Source organism: Pseudomonas sp. GV047 (assembly GCF_003058245.1).
In the GTDB taxonomy this organism is placed as follows: domain Bacteria; phylum Pseudomonadota; class Gammaproteobacteria; order Pseudomonadales; family Pseudomonadaceae; genus Aquipseudomonas; species Aquipseudomonas marginalis.
In genome coordinates this window covers 32,679-50,198 of sequence record NZ_QCWA01000015.1, presented here as the reverse complement: position 1 = coordinate 50,198, position 17,520 = coordinate 32,679, and the positions used below count along the sequence as shown (strand labels likewise).

Sequence of the window (17,520 nt, the reverse complement as noted above, 5' to 3'; positions counted from 1 at the left end):
CTGCCATCGTGCAGCCGGACGGCCATCCACGGATGGCCGTTTTTATGTCACATGCAGTGATTAAAGTTTCGAAATTGTTTCAAGGTCGCCAAATAGGCTACCTTGATGTAGAAAACGGCCCCTGAGTCGCCCATGAACCCCCTTTTTGCGGCGAAAGGAGACGCTATGATTTTTCCGGTTCTCGATGGTCTCAAGCTCCACACAGTGCTGGTGCGCACCGTCAAGGAATTCGTCGATGACGAGATGTCCACCTACGCCTCGGCACTGGCCTACCAGATGCTGTTCTCGTTGTTTCCCTTCCTGCTGTTCCTTATCGCCCTGATCGGTTTCCTGCACCTGCCGGACTTTTTCACCTGGCTGCGCCTGCAATCGGAGCTGGTGCTGCCGCCCCAGGCCCTGGAGCAGGTCAACCCGGTGATCGACCAGCTGCAGCAATCCAAGGGCGGCCTGCTCTCGGTGGGTATCGTGATTGCCCTGTGGACCGCCTCCGCTGGCGTGCGCCTGATGATGAGCGCCATGAACGCCGCGTACGACGTCGTGGAAGGCCGGCCGATCTGGAAGCGTTTTCCGCTGTCGGTTTTCTACACCATCGGCATCGCCGGCATGCTGCTGGCCGCCGCCGCGCTGATGGTGCTCGGCCCGCAGGTGATGGAATGGCTGGCCGGCCAGATCGGCATGCAGGAATTCGTGGTGACCTTGTGGACCATCGTGCGATGGCCGCTGATCGTGATCCTGCTGATGTTTGCCGTGGCCCTCATGTATTACGTGATGCCGGACGTGGAGCAGAAATTTCGCTTTATTACCCCGGGTTCGGTGCTTGCGGTGGTGGTGTGGATCGTCGCCTCCCTCGGTTTTGGCTACTACGTCAAAACCTTCGCCGACTACAACGCCATGTATGGCAGCATCGGTGCGATCATCGTGTTGCTCCTGTACTTCTACATCTCCGCCGCCGTGCTGTTGCTGGGGGCGGAGATGAATGCCGTGATCGAGCACATGTCGGCCGAAGGCAAGGAGCCAGGCGCAAAGGATTTCGATGAGCCCGCGCCCGCGCACGAAAAACAACATGTCTCCGGCCTCGGCCGCGACCACTCCAAACCCACTACCGATGAAGTCTGATCGATGATCCGTGAAATCCTGAAAATGGGCGATGAACGCCTGCTGCGTATCGCCCCACCGGTACCGCCGGAAATGTTCGACAGCCCCGAGCTGTGGCAATTGATCGACGACATGTTCCAGACCATGGAGCACGTGGGCGGCGTCGGCCTGGCCGCGCCGCAGATTGGCGTCGACCTGCAACTGGTGATCTTTGGGTTCGAAGCCAGCGAGCGCTACCCGGATGCGCCGCCGGTGCCGCAGACCATCCTGATCAACCCGTTGATCACGCCGCTCAGCCCGGTGCTGGAAGAAGGCTATGAAGGCTGCCTGTCGGTGCCCGGACTGCGTGGTGCGGTGGACCGTTACCAGCAGATTCGCTACGAGGGTTTTGATCCGAAGGGCGAGCCGATCGTACGTTTTGCCGATGGCTTCCACGCGCGGGTGGTGCAGCATGAATGCGATCACCTGATCGGCCGGCTGTACCCCTCGCGCATTACCGACTTCAGCAAGTTCGGCTTTATTGAAGTGATGTTTCCCGACATGGACCCAACCGCTGACGAGTAATCGCCGGCCCGTTGAGAACAAAATGTGGGCGGGACCAGGTTATTTGGCCGGTTTGACGAACCGCAACGTCATCCGGTCCGACTCGCCAATCGCCACATACTTCGCCTTATCCTGCTCCCCCAATTTCAACGTCGGCGGCAACGTCCAAACGCCGGCGGGATAATCCTTGGTGTCCTTCGGGTTGGCGTTGACCTCACTCTGGCCTGCCAGCTTGAACCCCGCATCGGTGGCCAGTTTCACCACCTGGGCGGTGGTCAGGTAACCGCTGTCCTTGATCGCCTCCAGCTCGGCCCCGTCCTTGGCCCGGTGATCTTCCACACCCAGCACGCCACCCGGTTTCAACACCGTGTAGAACGCGCGGAACGTGGCCTCGGCGGTATCGGCCAGCACCCAGTTATGCACATTGCGGAACGTCAGCACGGCGTCCGCAGAAGCAGGTTTGCCGAACACCGGTGCCTTGGGGTCGAACTCGACCACGACTGCCTTGGCATAGCGCGTCGGGTCGGCGGCGAATTTGTTTTTCAGGTTCTCTTCGGACGTGCGCGCATAGGCGCTGCTGCTTGGCGCTTGCACGGCGGCGATGTAATGCCCGTGATCCTTGAGCAACGGCGCCAGCAGTTCGCTGTACCAACCGCCCCCTGGGGTAATTTCGATCACCGTCTGCCTGGCGCCCAGGCCAAAGAATTCCAAGGTCTGCTGCGGGTGGCGATAGCCGTCGCGGGCGCTGTTGGCCGGGTCGCGCCAATTGCCGGCCAACACGCTGGCGTATTGCTGGGCGCTGATCGGTGCGTCGGCGGCCTGGCTGAACGTGGGAACGAGGAGTGCGGTAAGGGACAGAGCTGCAAAGGTCGCTTTCATGATCATCCGAAAAGTGGGCCACTGTGTCGCCGAGGCTAGCATGGGGCCCATACGGGGCGATCACACATTATCCGAGGACGACCTCACTAAACGATCTAAGCCCATGGCGATCATCGGTTTGTTGCGCTTGTAGCGCACCAGCCGCTCGCTGAGGGATTGCGGCAATAGCGTGTCCTGGGTGAAACCCATGCGCTGATACAAACCTTCCAGGTCCGGATGGCACAACAACCACAGCGTGCCTTGCACCTCGGCCGCCGCCGCGGCTATCAATCGCCCCGCCAACCCCTGGCCGCGATACGCCGGGTCGACAAACACGCCGGTCAACCACTGTCCGCCGACCACGGGTGTCAGGCACAGGCCGGCGACAATCTCGCTGTCGCGCGCTACCCACAAACGCCCGCCCTTGAGCGCCTTCATCGGGGAGTCATGACGGCGATAAAACTTGTTCAGCAGCGGCCACAGCGGCTCAGCCAGGGGGGCGATGTGCAGTTCGGGCATGGTGTTTGGGCAACATAATCAAGGGCCGGGGATTATAAGCGCCTTCTGTGCGGCAATAGGTGGTATACCCAGTGTTACATCCCCTGTAAGTGGAGCATGCATCATGGCCAAAGGTATGGATTCAAAGAAAGCCGCGAAGAAGAAACCGGCAAAGACCGCCGACGAAAAACGCGCCGACAAGAAAGCCAAGAAAACCGAGACGGGCCTGTTCGGTCACTGAGTTAATGATCATTCCCACGCACCCGCGTGGGAATGCCGCCAGGGACGCTCGGCGCCCCACCTGTGACTTAGATCGCCGCCAGGGTTTCTTTCACTGCCTGCGCCTGCGGGTCAGTGGTCTTCGCCGCTACCTGCTGCTCTTGCTGCTGCTTCAAACGTTCGGCCACTTGCTTGGAAATGGCGTCCTGCTTTTCCTGCGACATGTTCTGCACATCCGCCTCGGTCAACCCTTGTTCCTTGAGCAATTGCTCACGGATACGCTCGGCCGGGGTTTTGCTCATGTAATCGGTGAAGTCTGCGCGGGCGGAGCTGGTGGCGGGGACATCCGTCGTCACCGTGGTGGCCGCTGTGCTGGCCTGCAACTGCACGCGGGTCTTGGCGAAAGCTTCGTCGATGCGATCGCCGGCCTTGTCCAGATCCTTCTGCGCGGCCGGCAGGGTCACGCTTTGCTGCGCCGCTTGCAGGGCACCGCTGTACAGCGTGCTGGCGGCGGCGTTGGCCGGGTCCATGTCGGGACGCGTGATCTTTTGAAGGGTCGACACGGCTTGGGGATTGTTGTTAACCAGCATGATCGGTCACCTGGGAAAATGTTCGGTGCCATAGCGGGAGCAAATAACATGCCGGGTCCGATAACCCCGGTTTGACTGGATTTGGCCTGGCCGCCGCGGCAAACATTGTCCCGCAGGCGGCCAACCGTTGCCGTCAATGGGCGATATGTTCCAAGGCCAGGTTGCGCGTACGCGGGCCGAACCAACTGATGGTGATCATCACGATCAGCATGCTGCTGGCAATAAACGCCAACACACCGGGTGTGCCCAGGTGTTCGAGGATAAAACCGATCAACAGGCTGCTGAACACCGTCGACAAGCGGCTGAACGAATAGCAGAACCCCACCGCCCGCGCGCGGATATTGGTCGGGAACAGCTCGCTCTGGTAGGAGTGGTAACTGAAGCTCAGCCAGGCGTTGCAGAAGGTGATCATCACCCCGCAGATCACCAGCCCCACCGCCGTGGTCTGCAACGCGAACAGGCTGCCGAAGATCACCGCACCCATGGCGGAGCCGACGATCTGCCATTTGTTTTCAAAGCGGTTGGCCACCTTCACAAACAGCAACGGCCCCAGCGGGTAGGCGAGGGTGATGATAAAGGCGTACAGCAAGCTGTGGGTCACGCTGACACCCTGGCCCGAAAGCAGTGCCGGCAACCAGTTGCCGAAACCAAAGAAGCCGATGGCCTGGAACACATGGAACACAATCAGCATCAACGCGCGGCGGCGGTACGGCGGTTGCCAGATGTCGGCAAAACGGCCACTGCCTTGCACGCTGACGGCTTCGGGTTCGGGTTCATCCAGCGGTTTGCCATGGTCTTTCCGGCAGCGCGCCTCCAGGGTGTCCATGATCCTGCCGGCTTCTTCGAAGCGACCTTTCTGCGCCAGCCAGCGCGGTGATTCCGGCAGGCGCTTGCGCAGTTGCCAGATAAACAGCGCGAACACCGCACTGCTCAGCACCACCCAGCGCCAGCCAGACACCCCGAACGGCGCCTGGGGCACCAGCCACCATGACATCAATGCCACGGCCGGCACCGACAGGAACTGGATGAAAAACGCAAAGGCGAACGCAGAACTGCGCATGCGCTTGGGCACCAGTTCAGACAGATACGCGTCGATGGTCACCAGCTCGATGCCCAGGCCGATACCCACCAGGAAACGCATGCCGATAATGCCCAGCGCGGATGTCTGAATGCCCATCAATACCGTGGCGACGGTGTACCAGATCAGCGCGAAGGTGAAGATCGCCCGGCGCCCGAAGCGGTCGGCGATGGGGCTGAGCAGGCTGGCGCCGAGGAACAGGCCGAGGAAGGTCGCCGAGGCGAACGCCGCCTGGTCGGAGAAACCAAACACGCCCTCGCTGCCGGTGTGGAAAATCCCGTCACTGATCAGGCCGGGGCTGATGTAGGCGGTCTGGAACAAGTCATACAGCTCGAAAAAGCCGCCGATCGACAGCAGCGCTACAAGGCGCCAGACCGTGGCGACGGCGGGCAGGCGGTCGATACGCGCGCTGATATGGGCGGCGCGGATCGGGTCGATGCCGTCTGTAGCAGGGAGTGCAGGCATGGCGGGGGAAACTCAGTCAGTGATGGGGATATCGAAGGTCTGAAATGCATCGTCCAGCGGATGGTAACCCAACACCCGCGTGGTTTCGCTCAGGTCCAGGCGCTTGAAACGGTTATTGGAAATGCCATGGGCGATCAGGTGTTTCACGCCCTCGGCCTCCACTGCACGCTGCAGCAGCTGCACGGCATCCCGCGGGCTGAGCCAGGCGCTGAGGTCGCGGGCGTTGTTCAGGTCGTGGGTTTCAACGAATTCGAACGCGCCGATGCGCAGGGCAATCGTCGACAGCGGGGTTTTCGCCGCGTAGTAGCCACACAGCGCTTCGCCGTAGCATTTGCTCACGCCATACAGGTTGGCCGGCATCACCTGCATGCCTGGGGTGATCTGCCGGTCTACCGGGTAGCCTTCGATGGTTTGTGCGCTGCTGGCGAACACCAGGCGCTGTACACCCGCCGCCACGGCGGCTTCGAACAGGTAGGTGGTGGCGAGGATATTGTTCGGCAGCAATTCGTCGAACGTGGCGCTGGCGTGGGGGATGCCCGACAGGTGCACGATCACATCGATGCCTTCGAGCAGGCTGGCGAGGTTGGCTTTGTCGCTGAGGTCGGCGTGCACGAAGCGGTGTTCGCCCAGGTCGAAATCAGGCGCGATGCGGTCGGTGAGGGTGAAACGGTAGCGGTCTTTCGAGGCTTCGAAAAACGTCTTGCCGATTCTGCCGCAGGCGCCGGTGAGCAGTACGTTGAGTCCTTTCACGGGCATGTCCTTAGTTATGCCCGTCGAGGGCGAAGAGCTGGAAGCCGTGGTGCTGGCCGAGGCGCTGGTAGTAGGCCGCAATGGCGGGGTAGGCCGGGCGCGCCATGGGCGTCATCTGCCAGCGGTGCACCGAGAGGCCGATGAGGATGTCGGCGAGGGTGAATTCATCGCCGGCAACAAAGGCCCCGGTTTTGCTCAGTTGTTGCTCGAGGATGCCCATCTTGTCGTTCCATCGTTGCACGGCGGCTTCAATCTGCGCCGCGTCCAGGCCGTCCGGGTTATTGCGTACCAGGGCGGTGAAAGCATCGCCCCAGGCACGGTTGAGCTCGACGGCCTGCCAGTCGATCCACTGCTCGACCCGGGCCCGTGGTGCGGGCTCGATGGGCAGCAGGTCGTGGCGCTGGTAAAGCCCCACGAGGTAGCGGCAGATGGTATTGGACTCCCACAGCACTCCGTGGTCGTCGATCAGCACGGGTATCTGCGCGTTGGGGTTCAGGGCGAGGAATTCGGCGGACTGGGTGGGCTGGAAGCCGATGCCCCAGTCTTCGCGCACGTAGTCGATGCCCAGTTCCTGGCAGGTCCAGAGCACTTTGCGCACGTTGATGGAGGACGTGCGACCCAGGATTTTCAGTGAATGTGCCATGGTGCTTTCCTTGCGATGGAGAACAGCCAATCTAGCAGGCGGGAGAAGCTACGGCGATGCCTCCGAGCGGGCGGGGTCAAAATGTGGGAGGGACTACGTGCTCTCGCGAACCTGCAACTCAAATCCCATGTCCACCACCGGCTTGGCGATCCTGTTGCCCGCCATGATCGTCAACAAATGCTCCGCCGCCCGCCGCCCGATCGCTTCCCTGGGGGTACTGATGCTGCTCAGGCGCGGCACCATGAAGGACGACGCCGGCAAGTCGTTGAAGCCCAGCACCGCGACACGTTCTGGCACTTTGATGCCGTGGCGCATGGCTTCCAGCAGCGCGCCCTGGGCCAGGTCGTCGTTGCCGAAGAAGATCGCATCCACATCCGGATGGGTGGCCAGCAGTTGCAGGAACAGCTCGCCGCCCAGGCCCACCGAGGAAGGGCGTGGTGTCAGCAGTTCCAGCGCCGGGTCGTACAGGCCCGCCTGTTGCAGCGCGCGGCGGAAGCCTTCACCACGCAGCAGGGTGCGTTGGTCCAGTTGCGCGCCGATATACGCCAGGCGCTTGCGCCCACGGGAGATCAAATGTGCGGCCGCGGTTTCACCCGCCGCCAACTGCGAGAAGCCCACGCAGTTCACGCCGGCGTTGGGGTCCAGGTCCATCATGTACACACATGGCACATTGCTGGCCTCGACCATCCGTCGGGCGCTTTCGGTGCGATCGAAGCCGGTCAGCAGCAACCCCCGTGGCTGATAGGCCATGTAGTTGCGCAGCAGGTTTTCCTCTTCGTCGCGCGAATAGTGGGAGTTGCCGATCAGCACTTCAAAGCCTTTGGGCCGCAGCACCTGGTGGATGGCTTCGAGGGTTTCGATAAACAGCAGGTTGGACAGCGACGGCACCAGGACTACCACCGAATGGCTCTGGGCCGAAGCCAGGGCGCGGGCTGCGGGGTTGACCACGTAGTTGAGTTCGGCAGCGGCGTGCTGGACTTTTTCCACCAACTCGGTGGCCACGGTGCTGATGCCGCGCAGCGCGCGGGAGGCGGTAATCGGGCTGACGCCGGCCAGGCGGGCAACTTCGTTAAGGGTAGGGCGACCGGTGGTGCGGGTATTTTTATCGTTCTTGGAGGTCATCAGGCGGCTTGCCAAACAAAAATCGAGGCACTAAGGTAGCGCTGTCTCCAAAAGGCTGCAAATTATTGAACTATGGGTTGCCTGATCCGGTTCAAATGATTGGAGCGGATGCACGCGTCACTCCATAAAAATGACAAGACGGCGCGGGAAAAGCCTGTTTTTGCACTTGCCTCACCGCGTGCAAAGGTAGCGCTATCTGCGTCTTGAGGTGTTTCATGAGTCAACCTGTTACCGCCCTGGTCATCATGGGTGTTGCCGGCTGTGGCAAAACCAGCGTCAGTGAGGCCCTGTGCCGCCTGAACGGTGCCACCGCCATTGAAGGCGACAGCTTTCACCCCGCCGCGAACATCGAAAAGATGAGCGCCGGCCACCCCCTCAACGACGACGACCGCGCCGGTTGGCTCGACATCCTGTGCGATGAACTGCGCCGTTCGCTCAAGGCCGGTGAACATCCGGTACTCACCTGCTCCGCGCTGAAAAAGAAATACCGCGACCACCTGCGCGAAGCCGCGCCGGGCCTGGGCTTTGTATTCCTGGAGCTGACCCGCGAAGTCGCCGCCGACCGCGTGTCCCATCGCCCCGGCCATTTCATGCCGGCCAGCCTCATCGACAGCCAGTTCGCCACCCTTGAATCGCCCAAGGGCGAGCCGCTGACCCTGGCCCTCAACGCCAGCGAAGACAGCGTCGAGGAGTTGGCCAGGCAGACCAACGCCTGGTGGCTGACACACGGTTTTGAACCATCCAACTGATTTTTTGCCGGAAAAGATAGCGCTATCCCCGGCAGGAAATTCAACACCCGCTTTAATAACAACAACAAACAGGAGAGACCCCCCATGTTTGGCATGTCCCACGAGTCGTACCTGCTGTTAGATGCAGTCGTTACCATCATCGGGCTGATCGTCTTGATCACCCGCTTCAAGGTTCACCCATTTATCGCGCTGATCATCGCGGCCGGCTTCCTTGGCCTGACCTCGGGCATGCCGGTGGACAAGATCATCAAGGCGTTCCAGGACGGTTTCGGCGGGGTGCTTGGCTTTGTCGGCATCATCCTCGCGCTGGGCACCATGCTCGGCAAGATGATGGCCGAATCCGGCGGTGCCGATCAGATCGCCCAGACCCTGATCCGCGCCTTTGGCAAGGAAAAGGTCCAGTGGGCCATGATGTTCGCCGCGTTCCTGGTGGGCATTCCGCTGTTCTTCGAGATCGGCTTTGTACTGCTGATCCCGCTGGTGTTTATCGTTGCGCGCCGCACCGGCGTGTCGCTGATCAAGATCGGCATCCCGCTGCTCGCCGGCCTCTCGGCAGTCCACGGCCTGGTACCGCCGCACCCGGGCCCGCTGCTGGCCATCGGGGTGTTTGGCGCCGACATCGGCAAGACCATCCTGTACGGCCTGATCGTCGCGCTGCCGACCGCCATCATCGCGGGCCCGATCTTCGGTACGTTTATCGCCAAGTACATCCCGGGCAACCCGTCCCAGGAACTGGTCGACCAACTGGCCCGCGAGCCTGAGAACAAAAACCTGCCGAGCTTCAGTATCACCCTGGTCACCGTGCTGCTGCCGGTGTTCCTGATGCTGCTCAAAACCTTCGCCGACATCGCCTTTGCCGAAGGCAACGTGGTGCGCAACTGGATGGACATGATCGGTCACCCGATCACCGCCTTGCTGCTGGCGTTGCTGCTGTCGCTGTACACCTTTGGCAGTCGCCAGGGCATCCATTCCAAGCAGATCCTCAAGCTGCTCGACGCCAGCCTTGCGCCGACCGCCGCGATCATCCTGATCATCGGTGCCGGTGGTGGCTTCAAGCAGATGCTGGTGACCAGCGGCGTGGGTGACGTGATCGGCCACATGGCGGTGAACGCACAGATCAACCCGATCCTGCTGGCGTGGCTGGTGGCGGCGGTGATTCGTGTGGCGACCGGTTCGGCCACCGTGGCGACCATTACCGGCGCGGGCATCGTAGTGCCGGTGGTGGGGATGATTCCCGGGGTTAACCGTGAGCTGCTGGTGTTGGCGACGGGGGCGGGTTCGTTGATCCTGTCTCACGTCAACGATGCGGGGTTCTGGCTGGTGAAGCAGTACTTCAACATGACCGTGGCCGAGACCTTCAAGACCTGGACGGCAATGGAGACCATCCTGTCCGTTGTGGCACTGATCTTTATCATGTTGCTGTCGTTGGTGGTCTAACAGACACACTACAAGGCAAGGGTGAAAACCCAATCAACTGTGGGAGGGGGCAAGCCCCTCCCACAGGTTGACCACATTTGTTCAGGTGGAACGGGTCAGGCTTTAGCGACCAGCCCATCCGCCCGGAACATCCCGCGAATCCCGCGCACCGCCTGGCGAATCCGGTCCTGGTTCTCGATCAGCGCGAAGCGCACATGATCATCCCCATACTCGCCAAACCCAATCCCCGGCGACACACAGACCTTCGCTTCCAGCAGCAGCTTCTTGGCAAACTCCAGCGAACCCATGGCGGCATACGCCTCGGGAATCTTCGCCCAGACGTACATTGACGCCTTGGGATTCTCCACCATCCAGCCCAGCTCATGCAGGCCCTTGACCAGCACGTTGCGGCGCTGGCGGTACTGCTCGGCGATGTCCTTCACGCACTGTTGGTCGCCTTCCAGTGCGGCAATCGCGGCGACTTGCAGCGGGGTGAAGGTGCCATAGTCGTGGTAGCTCTTGATCCGCGCCAGGGCATTGACCAGTTCCGGGTTGCCCACCATGAAACCGATGCGCCAGCCGGCCATGTTGTAGCTCTTGGACAGGGTGAAAAACTCCACCGCAATGTCCTTGGCCCCCGGCACCTGCATGATCGACGGGGCTTTCCAGCCGTCGTAGACGATGTCGGCGTAGGCCAGGTCATGCACCACCAGCACGTCGTACTGCTTGGCCAGGGCGATCACCCGTTCGAAGAAATCCAGCTCCACGCACTGCGCGGTCGGGTTGGAGGGGAAGCCGAGGATCATCATCTTCGGCTTGGGGATCGACCCACGGATCGCCCGTTCCAGCTCGGCGAAGAAGTCCACGCCAGGCACCAGCGGCACCGAACGCACCTGGGCGCCGGCAATCACGGCACCGTAGATATGAATCGGGTAGCTCGGGTTGGGCACCAGCACCGTGTCGCCCTGGTCCAGGGTGGCCAGCATCAGATGTGCCAGGCCTTCCTTGGAACCGATGGTCACGATGGCTTCGGACTCGGGGTCGATGTCCACTGCGTAGCGATCCTTGTACCAGCGCGAAATCGCCCGGCGCAGACGCGGAATGCCTTTGGAGGTGGAGTAGCCGTGGGTGTCTTCCCGTTGGGCGACGGTGACCATCTTCTCCACGATATGGGGAGGCGTGGCGCCGTCGGGGTTACCCATGCTCAAGTCGATGATGTCTTCGCCGCGCCGACGCGCAGCCATCTTCAGCTCGGCAGTGATATTGAAAACGTAAGGGGGGAGTCGATCTATGCGCGCAAAGCGGCGCGGCGAACCAAGGTCTGCCATTGTTGCCTCGAGAGTACGTAAGCGCCCGGAACCGTCCGAGCGACGTCGGCCACTGCGGTGGCCTGCGGGGCAGACAATACGGTCGATGATGGCCAGTTGTCCAGATGTGTCGGGAAATTTTCTGCGTGGAGTACTGCAAGGATATGCCCCTATACTCGATACGGGTTTGTGCCCTCATAAGAAGGAGACTGTTCAGATGGATCAGCAGACAAAACAACCGTTAGAGCCGCGCATGGAAGACGGCAAGGCCCTGGTGATCGCCGGGGTGCAAGGGCGTTATTCGAAGGCCACCGTGGGCGATATCCCCAAGTTGTGGAGTGTGTTCGACGAAAGCGTAAAACACATCAAGAAACGCGTCGGCGGGGTGACCTACGGCGTTTGCCATAACCCCAGCCACGGTGAATTCGATTACATGGCCGGGGTGGAAGTACCGTCCAAGGGCGATGTGCCGAGCAACTTCGAGTCCGTCGAACTGCCTGCGCACCACTACGCGGTGTTCCCGCACTATGGCCCGGTGCAGGCACTGGAGCAGACCTATGAGCGCATCATGTTCGAGTGGTTGCCGCACTCGGGCTACAAGGTGGCGGGGGCGGATTTCGAGCGCTATAGCGCGGATTTTGATGGGCGCAAGGGCACGGGCACTGTGGAGATCTGGTTGCCGGTGGAGCCCAAGGCTTGATGCAACACGGCTGAGCTGCCTTGGCAGTTCAGCCGCTAGCGTCACTGGCTGAGCAGGCGCCCGATGAAGGATGCGCGCGAGGTGTGCAGGATACCGCTGCTTTGCAATGTGCTATTGACCGTCACCCACTCCACCCGGTTGATTTCGGTGTGCTCAGGTCTTCCTTGTGGGTCTCGCCACGCATCCGCGATGCCTCCTATACCGAAGGTAGCGTCCGGCTGACTGTTCGGATTGAACCGCAGCAGTCGGACGATGCTGCCATTACCGTAGCGAGCCAATACCACAATTTTCCCATCGGGCTGGACCAGTCCACTGGTGTAGTTACCGTAGCTGGCTTCGCTTTCCAGAGGTTTCCCTTCATTAAATTGTGGATCAAGTTGGCCGCTGGCAAGCAGAACGGCTACGAAGTTCATCCCTCGCGGGATCCCGAAACTGCCACCTATTACAACGATTTGGCCATTCTGGTCCTTGGCAAGCGCATCGACTTTTCTGTCTTCATTGGTCGTAAATGGCAATACGACAACGCCTTGGCTGCCAAAACTGTGGTCCAGTTCGCCGTCGTGCAGAAGCCCTAGAATATGGGCCTTCCTTGCACTGGAACCGGCAAGGACAAAACCGCGGTCGGTAATCAACACCCTATCGAGTCGGGTGTTGGGTGCTTCAATCGGACCCTGATTTCCGAAGTTGCTTTCCTGACCGTTGCTGTTGAGTTGGTAGATGAAGCTGGTTTCAGCATCATTGAATACAACGACGATATGCCCGGTGGCCTGCACTGCAATAGCGCCGGCTATCAACAAATGCGGGTTGAATGAATCGCCCAGTTCAGTTGTACCTTTATCGCCAAACGAAAAGTCCACAGTGCCCTGATCGGCATTGAATCGAGTAACACATGCAGTGTACAGGTCTCCCTGTGCGCTCAATAAGAGGGGCTTGTTATCACGCTGAATGAGCAGGTCCACGAGGACAAAGGTGTTTGGAACGGGGGTCATCCAAACCCCGTAATTCTTATCCAGTTCCCCGGCAAGCGTGTGTTTGCTGACAACGATAACTTTGGTTTTTTCAACAGCCGTCAGGCCCACCGTAATCGTCGAACCGTCGCTAAGTACACGGGACAGTCCGCCCGAAGGCTCTGCGATAACCGTGCCGTCTTTAGGCATTGAGTTGCCAAAGGATAGGTCTGGGTGCCCTGCGGTGTTTCGCCTTTTTTTCGTTGATGGGGTACTCATGGTCGTTCTCCATACCGGAAGTCGCGAGTTTCCACTCCTGCTCGTTGCTAACCATGAGCGACAACGTTGGCATTCCAGTACAGGGCAATGAACAATGTTTGTATAGCTGTGAAATCTGACAGTAGACACCGAGGGCCGGGTATCAGTCAGGCTTCAAGTGTCACTCGGCAAACACCCACCTCAACCTCCGCTCATACCCAATCCGGCCCTTATACGCCTCCCCGCTGTCCACCCATCCTGCGCCCAGATACAACCCCATCGCCGCCACATTGTTCGTGTCCACCGACAACTCCAGCGCCTTGATCTGCGGCCACACCTGCAATGCCGCCGCCGGCAAGGCTTGCAAACAGGCCTTGCCGAATCCACGCCCTTGCTGCTGCCGATCCACCTGCAATGCATGCAGCGTTGCGCTGTGTTCATCGGCCCAGTGGGGCAGGCAGGGTGGGCGTTTAAGCAGGAGGAAGGCCACCGGAGTGTCGTCGGCCAGCAGGGCAAAGCCTTTGACGCCGGGGCTGGGCTTGGCCAGGAGCGAATTGAGGGCGCAATACATGTCGCCGCAAAACGGCAGCTGTTCAGGGTGAACTTCGATGGCGCTGACGTGCTGTTGTTGCACGGCATTCAGCGTCTCGTAGGCGACAAGGCGGGTTTGCATCGGCGTGTCCGAACAGCGGCAAGGAAGGGCGCAGTCTATCGGGTTTGTGCTGGACGACATTATTTTTCAACGGGCTGTCGATTTGCCCGAGGGCCGTTCGACTAAGGGTGTCTTCCGTGATTTTCCAACCCGAAGGAGTATCACCATGAGTACCGCAATCAACACTCTGATCGAGCAATGGAAGCAAGCCGTGCTTTCCCGGAATATCCATAAAATTGTCAGCTATTACGCCGACGATATCGTCTCGTTCGACGCCGTGACCGCCCTGCAATTCAAAGGCAAGGCGGCCTACCGTGCGCACTGGGAGGCCTGCATGGAGCACTGCCCCGGCCCGGGCATTTTCGAGTTCCACGAACTGCGTATCGTCGAGTCCCAGGACAGCGCATTCGCCCACTGGCTCGCCCACTGCGGCGGCGCCGGGCCGGACGGTGAAGTAAAGGCTTGCTGGATGCGCGTGACCGCTGGTTATCAACGCTTCAACGGCGACTGGAAGGTGGTGCATGAGCACTGGTCGGCGCCGTTCGACATGGCCAGCGGCACAGCACTGTTCGACCTGAAACCTTGAGCGCCGCGAACTATAGTCAATAGTCCGAAGACGGAGACGCACATGAAATACCTCTGCCTGATCTACAGCAACGAGCAGGTGCTGCACACCTCGCCGGACAGCCCCGCAGACCCGGAATGTCTTGCCTACGCGCAGTCCATCCAAAAAAGCGGGCGGATGCTCGCCGCCGAGCCGCTGGAGTCGGTAACCACGGCCACCACGGTGCGCATGCGCAATGGCAAGCTGTCGATCACCGACGGGCCGTTTGCCGAAACCAAGGAACAGCTCGCCGGCTTCTACCTGATCGAAGCCAAGGATTTGAACGACGCGATCCAGGTGGCCGGTGGGATTCCGGCCGCCCGGGTCGGCAGTGTGGAAGTGCGCCCTGTGCGCCAATTGAATCTCTGAACACAACAACCATAACGCTTGAGGAGGTTTAGCCATGCCTACGCAACCTGCCGAATTTGAACTGTCCATCAGCCGCGTGATCGATGCGCCGCGCAGCCGGGTGTTCCGCGCCTGGACCGAACCCGCGTTGTTGCAACAATGGTGGGGCCCCCACGGCATGACCACCCCCGAGTGCGAAATGAACCTGTGGGTCGGCGGGCTGTTTCGCACCCTGATGCGCGCGCCGGATGGCAGCGAGTACCCGACCCAGGGCGTGTTCCTGGAGATTGTCGCCCCTCGGCGCCTGGTGTTTACCGACGCCTATACGCCGGGCTGGATCCCTTCGGGCAAACCGTTCATGACCGCCGAAGTGACGCTGCAGGAAGTCGAGGGTAGCAAGACCCTCTACACCGCCCGCGCGATGCACTGGAGCGCCGAAGACAAGCAGGCCCACGAAGCCATGGGCTTTCACGACGGCTGGGGCCAGAGCCTGGACCGCCTGGTGACGCTGGTGACCCAGGGTATGCGCGATTGACGCCTCCCATCGAGGCGATCTACCGCAGTGAGTCCCGGCGCGTCCTCGCCACCCTGATCCGCCTGCTGGGGGATTTCGACCTCGCCGAAGAAGCCTTGCACGAGGCGTTCTTCGTCGCGGTCGAGCGCTGGCCGCAAGAGGGGGGGCCGGACAACCCACGGGCCTGGCTGGTGTCGACCGGACGCTTCAAGGCCATCGACCGTTTACGCCGCCAGGCCCGCTTTACCCCGTTATTGCAGGCGCAGGCCGATGCACTGGAAGCCGCTGACTGGAGCGTTGAGGACGTGGAAGACGACCGCCTGCGCCTGATCTTCACCTGCTGTCACCCGGCGCTGGCGGCCGACGCCCAGGCGGCGCTGACCTTGCGTGAGATCTGCGATCTCACCACCGAAGAAATCGCCCGCGCCTTTCTGGCCACCCCGACCACCATCGCCCAACGCATCGTGCGGGCCAAGGGCAAGATTCGCGAGGCCAAAATCCCTTATCAAGTGCCGTCGCTGGCCGAGCTGCCCGAGCGCCTGGACAGCGTGCTGCGGGTGATTTACCTGGTGTTCAACGAAGGCTATTCGGCGTCCATGGGCGAGGACCTTACGCGCGAGGACCTGACCCGCGAAGCCATTCGCCTCGGCCGCCTGCTCCTGGAATTGCTGCCGGAGCCGGAAGTGATGGGCCTGCTGGCGCTGATGCTGTTGCACGAATCCCGCCGGGCGGCGCGCACCTCGGCCAGCGGCGAGTTGGTGTTGTTGGATGAACAGGATCGTTCGCGGTGGGACGCGTCGCTGATGGCCGAAGGTTGTGGGCTGGTGGAGCAGGCATTGAGCCGTCGCGGCTTTGGCCCGTACTGCCTGCAAGCGGCGATTGCAGCGGTGCATGCCGAAGCGCCCAGGGCCGGGGAAACGGATTGGCCGCAGATTATCGGGCTCTACGATGTGTTGCTCAGGGCCGTGCCGTCGCCGGTGATCGAGTTGAACCGCGCCGTGGCGGTGGCCATGGGCGAAGGGCCGTTGGCGGGGCTGCAGTTGGTGGAAGGCATTCTGGCGCGCGGGGCGTTGCTGGATTACCACTTGGCACATTCGGCGCGGGGCGAGTTTTGCCGGCAGTTGGGGCGGGTGGAAGAGGCCCGGGCAGCCTACGAAAAAGCCCTGTCGCTGACCCGGCAAATCCCGGAAAAACGCTTCCTGAAACACCGCCTGGCCGAACTCAATCTCCCCAAGCAATGAAGATCAAAAATGTGGGAGGGGGCAAGTCCCCTCCCACATTAATCTCAATTGTCTGAAAAAAATCACTCCAGCATCTTCCCCAACAACCAACTCCCCGCCGGCCCCGGCGGATGGTGCCGAGACCACAGTGCATCCACGGCCACCGAACGCGGCCAACCCCGTGCCTTGAGTTCGATCAACTGCCCGCCACCAAAGCGCTCCACCAGCCAGCGCGGAATCGGTGCCCAGCCAAACCCCAACTGGGCCATCTCCAACAGCATCAGGTAACTGGGGGCCGACCACACACGGCCATTGGCGCGGGTTTCGTTCGGGTTGATGATGCTGGCCAGACGCAATTCGCGGTGCTGTTGCAGGGTGTGCGCGGTGAGGGTACCGACGCCCGCCAGCGGATGTCTGGGTGACACGAACAGGGCAATTTCCGTGCGCTCGTCCACGGGCGCGCGGGTCAGGTCCGGCGGATACTCTTCCTGGTGTTCAATAAACGCAATCTGCGCGCGACCGCTTTGGACCAGGGCGATCAGGTCTTCGCATTCGGCGATCAGGCATTCCAGCTCCAGGTCCGGGTAGCGCTGTTCAAAGGCGCTGAGGGCGACCTCGAAACGGTCGGACTGGTAGGTATCGGACATGGCGATACTCAGCTTCGGCTCCAACCCCTGGGCCAACTGACTCGCCGCCAATTCCAGCCGGCTGCTGGCCTCCAGCACCTGCTCGGCGCGTTGCAGCAACACATGGCCCGCCGGCGTCAGCGTCGGCTTGCGGCTGCTGCGATCGAACAGCACCACATCCAGGTCAATCTCCAGGCTCGCCACGGCCGCGCTGACGGTGGACTGGCTCTTGCCGAGCTTGCGCGCCGCCGCCGAGAACGAGCCTTGGGTGGCCGCCTGCACAAACGCCTGCAGCACTTCGTTAGAGGCCATGACTAT

At 61.2% G+C, this 17,520-nt stretch carries 20 protein-coding genes; 9 read left to right on the top strand and 11 right to left on the bottom strand.

Translation table 11 applies throughout. The annotated features are described in order from the left end of the window. The first annotated feature begins 165 nt into the window (after positions 1-165). Positions 166-1,116, top strand: coding sequence for a YihY/virulence factor BrkB family protein (locus tag C8K58_RS28085; protein WP_027605604.1), 951 nt, complete (start codon positions 166-168; stop codon positions 1,114-1,116). Between the two features lie 3 nt (positions 1,117-1,119). Next, on the top strand, positions 1,120-1,659 hold the full coding sequence (gene def, locus C8K58_RS28080; protein ID WP_027605605.1) for a peptide deformylase: 540 nt from the start codon (positions 1,120-1,122) through the stop codon (positions 1,657-1,659). A 39-nt stretch (positions 1,660-1,698) separates the two neighbouring features. Here the strand turns inward: def and C8K58_RS28075 are convergent, their stop codons facing one another. From C8K58_RS28075 to C8K58_RS28045, 7 genes are all read right to left on the bottom strand, one after another. Beyond that, positions 1,699-2,517 (bottom strand): class I SAM-dependent methyltransferase, encoded by an 819-nt coding sequence (locus C8K58_RS28075; protein WP_027605606.1) that lies wholly within the window; start codon positions 2,515-2,517, stop codon positions 1,699-1,701. A 60-nt stretch (positions 2,518-2,577) separates the two neighbouring features. Further along, positions 2,578-3,015 carry a GNAT family N-acetyltransferase gene (locus C8K58_RS28070; RefSeq protein ID WP_027605607.1) on the bottom strand — a complete coding sequence of 146 codons (438 nt, stop codon included), beginning with the start codon at positions 3,013-3,015 and terminating at the stop codon, positions 2,578-2,580. Between the two features lie 287 nt (positions 3,016-3,302). Continuing rightward, the gene (locus tag C8K58_RS28065) at positions 3,303-3,803 is read right to left on the bottom strand and encodes a hypothetical protein (protein WP_027605608.1); all 501 of its coding nucleotides are present in this window, start codon (positions 3,801-3,803) and stop codon (positions 3,303-3,305) included. Positions 3,804-3,936: 133 nt separating this feature from the next. Beyond that, complete coding sequence (locus C8K58_RS28060) at positions 3,937-5,346, bottom strand: MFS transporter (RefSeq protein WP_027605609.1); 1,410 nt, start codon at positions 5,344-5,346, stop codon at positions 3,937-3,939. A 12-nt stretch (positions 5,347-5,358) separates the two neighbouring features. After that, positions 5,359-6,096: an NAD(P)-dependent oxidoreductase gene (locus C8K58_RS28055; protein ID WP_027605610.1), complete on the bottom strand. Its 738-nt coding sequence runs from the start codon at positions 6,094-6,096 to the stop codon at positions 5,359-5,361. 10 nt (positions 6,097-6,106) lie between these two features. Next, on the bottom strand, positions 6,107-6,739 hold the full coding sequence (locus tag C8K58_RS28050; protein ID WP_027605611.1) for a glutathione S-transferase family protein: 633 nt from the start codon (positions 6,737-6,739) through the stop codon (positions 6,107-6,109). Between the two features lie 93 nt (positions 6,740-6,832). Then, a complete protein-coding gene (locus tag C8K58_RS28045) occupies positions 6,833-7,864 on the bottom strand; it encodes a LacI family DNA-binding transcriptional regulator (protein WP_027605612.1) in 1,032 nt (343 codons plus the stop codon). Between the two features lie 212 nt (positions 7,865-8,076). On the opposite strand from C8K58_RS28045, the gene C8K58_RS28040 reads away from it, so the two are divergent. Continuing rightward, complete coding sequence (locus C8K58_RS28040; protein WP_027605613.1) at positions 8,077-8,610, top strand: gluconokinase; 534 nt, start codon at positions 8,077-8,079, stop codon at positions 8,608-8,610. Between the two features lie 84 nt (positions 8,611-8,694). After that, a complete protein-coding gene (locus tag C8K58_RS28035; protein WP_108574738.1) occupies positions 8,695-10,047 on the top strand; it encodes a GntP family permease in 1,353 nt (450 codons plus the stop codon). 95 nt (positions 10,048-10,142) lie between these two features. Here C8K58_RS28035 and alaC read toward each other — a convergent pair whose 3' ends face one another. Further along, positions 10,143-11,354, bottom strand: a complete 1,212-nt coding sequence (alaC, locus tag C8K58_RS28030) for an alanine transaminase (protein WP_092358432.1) — start codon at positions 11,352-11,354, stop codon at positions 10,143-10,145. 196 nt (positions 11,355-11,550) lie between these two features. Between alaC and C8K58_RS28025 the strand changes: the two genes are divergently transcribed. Then, complete coding sequence (locus tag C8K58_RS28025; RefSeq protein WP_027605616.1) at positions 11,551-12,033, top strand: GyrI-like domain-containing protein; 483 nt, start codon at positions 11,551-11,553, stop codon at positions 12,031-12,033. A gap of 41 nt (positions 12,034-12,074) precedes the next feature. On the opposite strand, the gene C8K58_RS28020 is transcribed toward C8K58_RS28025, so the two are convergent. Further along, entirely contained in the window at positions 12,075-13,259 is a 1,185-nt protein-coding gene (locus C8K58_RS28020) for a hypothetical protein (RefSeq protein ID WP_108574737.1), read from the bottom strand. Between the two features lie 160 nt (positions 13,260-13,419). Then, positions 13,420-13,911 carry an N-acetyltransferase gene (locus C8K58_RS28015; RefSeq protein WP_108574736.1) on the bottom strand — a complete coding sequence of 164 codons (492 nt, stop codon included), beginning with the start codon at positions 13,909-13,911 and terminating at the stop codon, positions 13,420-13,422. 145 nt (positions 13,912-14,056) lie between these two features. On the opposite strand from C8K58_RS28015, the gene C8K58_RS28010 reads away from it, so the two are divergent. From C8K58_RS28010 to C8K58_RS27995, 4 genes are read left to right on the top strand one after another with little or no spacing between them, the layout of a single operon-like run. After that, on the top strand, positions 14,057-14,476 hold the full coding sequence (locus tag C8K58_RS28010; RefSeq protein WP_092358438.1) for a nuclear transport factor 2 family protein: 420 nt from the start codon (positions 14,057-14,059) through the stop codon (positions 14,474-14,476). 42 nt (positions 14,477-14,518) lie between these two features. Continuing rightward, complete coding sequence (locus C8K58_RS28005; protein WP_092358440.1) at positions 14,519-14,863, top strand: YciI family protein; 345 nt, start codon at positions 14,519-14,521, stop codon at positions 14,861-14,863. Positions 14,864-14,897: 34 nt separating this feature from the next. After that, positions 14,898-15,377: an SRPBCC family protein gene (locus C8K58_RS28000; protein WP_065925267.1), complete on the top strand. Its 480-nt coding sequence runs from the start codon at positions 14,898-14,900 to the stop codon at positions 15,375-15,377. Further along, complete coding sequence (locus tag C8K58_RS27995) at positions 15,374-16,597, top strand: RNA polymerase sigma factor (RefSeq protein WP_108574735.1); 1,224 nt, start codon at positions 15,374-15,376, stop codon at positions 16,595-16,597. Before C8K58_RS28000 ends, C8K58_RS27995 begins: the two co-directional genes overlap by 4 nt. Positions 16,598-16,659: 62 nt before the next feature. Here C8K58_RS27995 and C8K58_RS27990 read toward each other — a convergent pair whose 3' ends face one another. Beyond that, positions 16,660-17,514, bottom strand: a complete 855-nt coding sequence (locus C8K58_RS27990; protein ID WP_027605623.1) for a LysR family transcriptional regulator — start codon at positions 17,512-17,514, stop codon at positions 16,660-16,662. Positions 17,515-17,520 lie beyond the last annotated feature (6 nt).

Coding starts and splice junctions, on each gene's coding strand:
- C8K58_RS28085 (WP_027605604.1), top strand. CDS start 166: ATGATTTTTCCGGTTCTCGATGGTCTCAAGCTCCACACAGTGCTGGTG.
- def (WP_027605605.1), top strand. CDS start 1,120: ATGATCCGTGAAATCCTGAAAATGGGCGATGAACGCCTGCTGCGTATC.
- C8K58_RS28075 (WP_027605606.1), bottom strand. CDS start 2,517: ATGAAAGCGACCTTTGCAGCTCTGTCCCTTACCGCACTCCTCGTTCCC.
- C8K58_RS28070 (WP_027605607.1), bottom strand. CDS start 3,015: ATGCCCGAACTGCACATCGCCCCCCTGGCTGAGCCGCTGTGGCCGCTG.
- C8K58_RS28065 (WP_027605608.1), bottom strand. CDS start 3,803: ATGCTGGTTAACAACAATCCCCAAGCCGTGTCGACCCTTCAAAAGATC.
- C8K58_RS28060 (WP_027605609.1), bottom strand. CDS start 5,346: ATGCCTGCACTCCCTGCTACAGACGGCATCGACCCGATCCGCGCCGCC.
- C8K58_RS28050 (WP_027605611.1), bottom strand. CDS start 6,739: ATGGCACATTCACTGAAAATCCTGGGTCGCACGTCCTCCATCAACGTG.
- C8K58_RS28040 (WP_027605613.1), top strand. CDS start 8,077: ATGAGTCAACCTGTTACCGCCCTGGTCATCATGGGTGTTGCCGGCTGT.
- C8K58_RS28035 (WP_108574738.1), top strand. CDS start 8,695: ATGTTTGGCATGTCCCACGAGTCGTACCTGCTGTTAGATGCAGTCGTT.
- alaC (WP_092358432.1), bottom strand. CDS start 11,354: ATGGCAGACCTTGGTTCGCCGCGCCGCTTTGCGCGCATAGATCGACTC.
- C8K58_RS28025 (WP_027605616.1), top strand. CDS start 11,551: ATGGATCAGCAGACAAAACAACCGTTAGAGCCGCGCATGGAAGACGGC.
- C8K58_RS28020 (WP_108574737.1), bottom strand. CDS start 13,259: ATGAGTACCCCATCAACGAAAAAAAGGCGAAACACCGCAGGGCACCCA.
- C8K58_RS28015 (WP_108574736.1), bottom strand. CDS start 13,911: ATGCAAACCCGCCTTGTCGCCTACGAGACGCTGAATGCCGTGCAACAA.
- C8K58_RS28010 (WP_092358438.1), top strand. CDS start 14,057: ATGAGTACCGCAATCAACACTCTGATCGAGCAATGGAAGCAAGCCGTG.
- C8K58_RS28005 (WP_092358440.1), top strand. CDS start 14,519: ATGAAATACCTCTGCCTGATCTACAGCAACGAGCAGGTGCTGCACACC.
- C8K58_RS28000 (WP_065925267.1), top strand. CDS start 14,898: ATGCCTACGCAACCTGCCGAATTTGAACTGTCCATCAGCCGCGTGATC.
- C8K58_RS27990 (WP_027605623.1), bottom strand. CDS start 17,514: ATGGCCTCTAACGAAGTGCTGCAGGCGTTTGTGCAGGCGGCCACCCAA.